Here is a 1,936-nt window from a genome sequence, read left to right as displayed (position 1 = left end):
GGCAGCGACGTCCAATTTAGCGAAAGCTTCGAGATCGACGGCCGCGAAATGTTCACGCACGCTTGCAAGGTTGGGCTCGAGGCGTCGTGTCGAAGGCGCGCGACAGAGTCTATAGCAGCGGCAGGGGCAACAATTGGGTCAAGAAGACCTGCGCGCAACGCGAGACCCTGACAATTGCGGGCTTCGCCCTCGATGAGGGCAAGTGGGACGGCATGTATCTTGGGCGGCGCAAGGGCGATGACCTTGTTTATGCCGGCAAGGTCGACCGTGGCTTCGACAAGTCATCTGCCGCCGAGTTGCGCAGACGGCTCGAGCCACTTGTCCGCAGGACAAAGCCATATACCAAACGGATCTCGCACAAAGGGATCTGGGTCGAACCGAAGTTGCTTGCCGAGATCGAGTACCGGGCGAAGTCCGCAGAGGGAAAGGTGCGACACCCGTTCTTCAAAGGCCTTCGCGAGGATCTGTAACGGCGCGGCGATCTGTGACAAATTTTTTTCAGCCCCCTCTTGAAACCAAAACCGGCTTTGCTAATTTTTTTGTCGCCATCCGACGATGGCGTCCGGGCGCCTGACGGGCCCGGCCAAGAGACGGGCACCGGTAGTGTCCGGTGCCGCTCGTAGACATCTTGCTCTTAGGAGGATTTGGCTATGCGCACCTACGATTTTGCCCCCCTCTGGCGCTCGACCATTGGTTTCGACCGCCTTTTCGACCTCGCAGAAGTGGCTCAGCGGGCCAGCGAGGACAACTATCCGCCCTACAACATCGAACGGCTGGCGGATGATCGCTATCAGATCTCGCTCGCGGTGGCGGGTTTCTCGCCCGACGACATCGTCATCACCGCCGAGCAGAACGTGGTGACGGTCGAAGGCAACAAATCCGACAAGACTGAGCGCGATTTCCTCTATCGCGGTATCTCGACCCGCGGTTTCAAGCGGCAGTTCAACCTCGCGGAATACGTCCAGGTGAAAGGCGCCGCGTTCGACAACGGCCTGCTGAAGATCGAACTGGTCCGGGAAATCCCGGAGGCCATGAAGCCGCGGCGTATCGCCATTGCCGGCGCAACGTCTTCCGGCAACGTCCACCAGATCGAGGCCAAGGCGGCCTAATCCATCGCCCGAGAATGCCGCGCGTCGTTCCGACGCGCGGCAGCCGCTTCGTCCAAAGAATGGAGGGAACCATGCGGCTGACGACCGCTTCCGACGACAATGTCATCGATTTCAACACGCTGCTGCATCCCGGCACCGTGTTCGAGCACCCGAGAGACGTACTGGCAGACCCTTCGCTTTCGATCTCCGAGAAGCGCGCCATTCTCGCATCTTGGGCGTCTGACGCATCGGCGATCGCTTCTTGCCCATCGTTGCGGGCACCGGTTGGACTTAAAGCGCCGGTCACCATCGACGAGATACTCGAAGCGCTGTGCGAACTCGACGGTGGTCCACGCAATCCCCCCGGAGGGAAGCCCTACCGTCTCTGTTCGACATCCAGACTTCTGGCCGCCTGAGGATCGCGATGGATAACATTGCCTTGCCCAGAGACGTCCTGAACCGCATCGAGCGTCGTTGGATGGCCAAGTTCTCGCAGGCTCCTTTCTGCCAACAGTCCTCACCGCTTGGCGATGATCCACTCCGATCGCCGCGAGTTCGGCGACTGCTGGAGGGATCCTTGAGGCCTCCTACAGGAGCCAAAAGGACGGAAACCAGCCGAGCCTGACGCGCTCGAGAGAACAGACTTCGACCTCCGAAGCTTGCGCGTTTCGGAGGTCTTTCGTCGTCCTCCGTGCGGTTACCCCACTTGCGGCTTTCGTTCTCCGCTGCCGGAACCTGGCCCCAGAGCAATCGCACCCAGCAATGTCTACGCTCGGGCTAGCGTTCGCGCGCGTCGCAATGCGGCTGTCACCTTTCCTTCTCCCAGTGGTCGTGCTCGGCCTGAACAC

The 1,936-nt window shown here is 60.5% G+C and carries 2 protein-coding genes and 1 pseudogene; all 3 read left to right on the top strand.

Annotation, left to right across the window (positions count from 1 at the left end; all coding sequences use genetic code 11):
- Positions 1 to 470, top strand: a pseudogene (locus OWC48_RS45810) (DNA ligase); the annotation flags it as partial.
- A gap of 180 nt (positions 471 to 650) precedes the next feature.
- A complete protein-coding gene (gene hspD, locus OWC48_RS45805; RefSeq protein WP_282525897.1) occupies positions 651 to 1,109 on the top strand; it encodes a small heat shock protein HspD in 459 nt (152 codons plus the stop codon).
- Positions 1,110 to 1,180: 71 nt separating this feature from the next.
- Positions 1,181 to 1,504 (top strand): hypothetical protein, encoded by a 324-nt coding sequence (locus OWC48_RS45800; RefSeq protein WP_282525896.1) that lies wholly within the window; start codon positions 1,181 to 1,183, stop codon positions 1,502 to 1,504.
- The last annotated feature ends 432 nt before the right edge of the window (positions 1,505 to 1,936 follow it).

Origin of the sequence: Bradyrhizobium sp. Arg816 (assembly GCF_029989365.1) — a bacterium.
In the GTDB taxonomy this organism is placed as follows: domain Bacteria; phylum Pseudomonadota; class Alphaproteobacteria; order Rhizobiales; family Xanthobacteraceae; genus Bradyrhizobium.
This window is presented reverse-complemented; position numbering and strand designations above follow the sequence as displayed.

Bases quoted from the DNA above. Each gene is read 5' to 3' on its own strand.
- OWC48_RS45800 (WP_282525896.1), top strand. From the start codon at position 1,181: ATGCGGCTGACGACCGCTTCCGACGACAATGTCATCGATTTCAACACG.
- hspD (WP_282525897.1), top strand. From the start codon at position 651: ATGCGCACCTACGATTTTGCCCCCCTCTGGCGCTCGACCATTGGTTTC.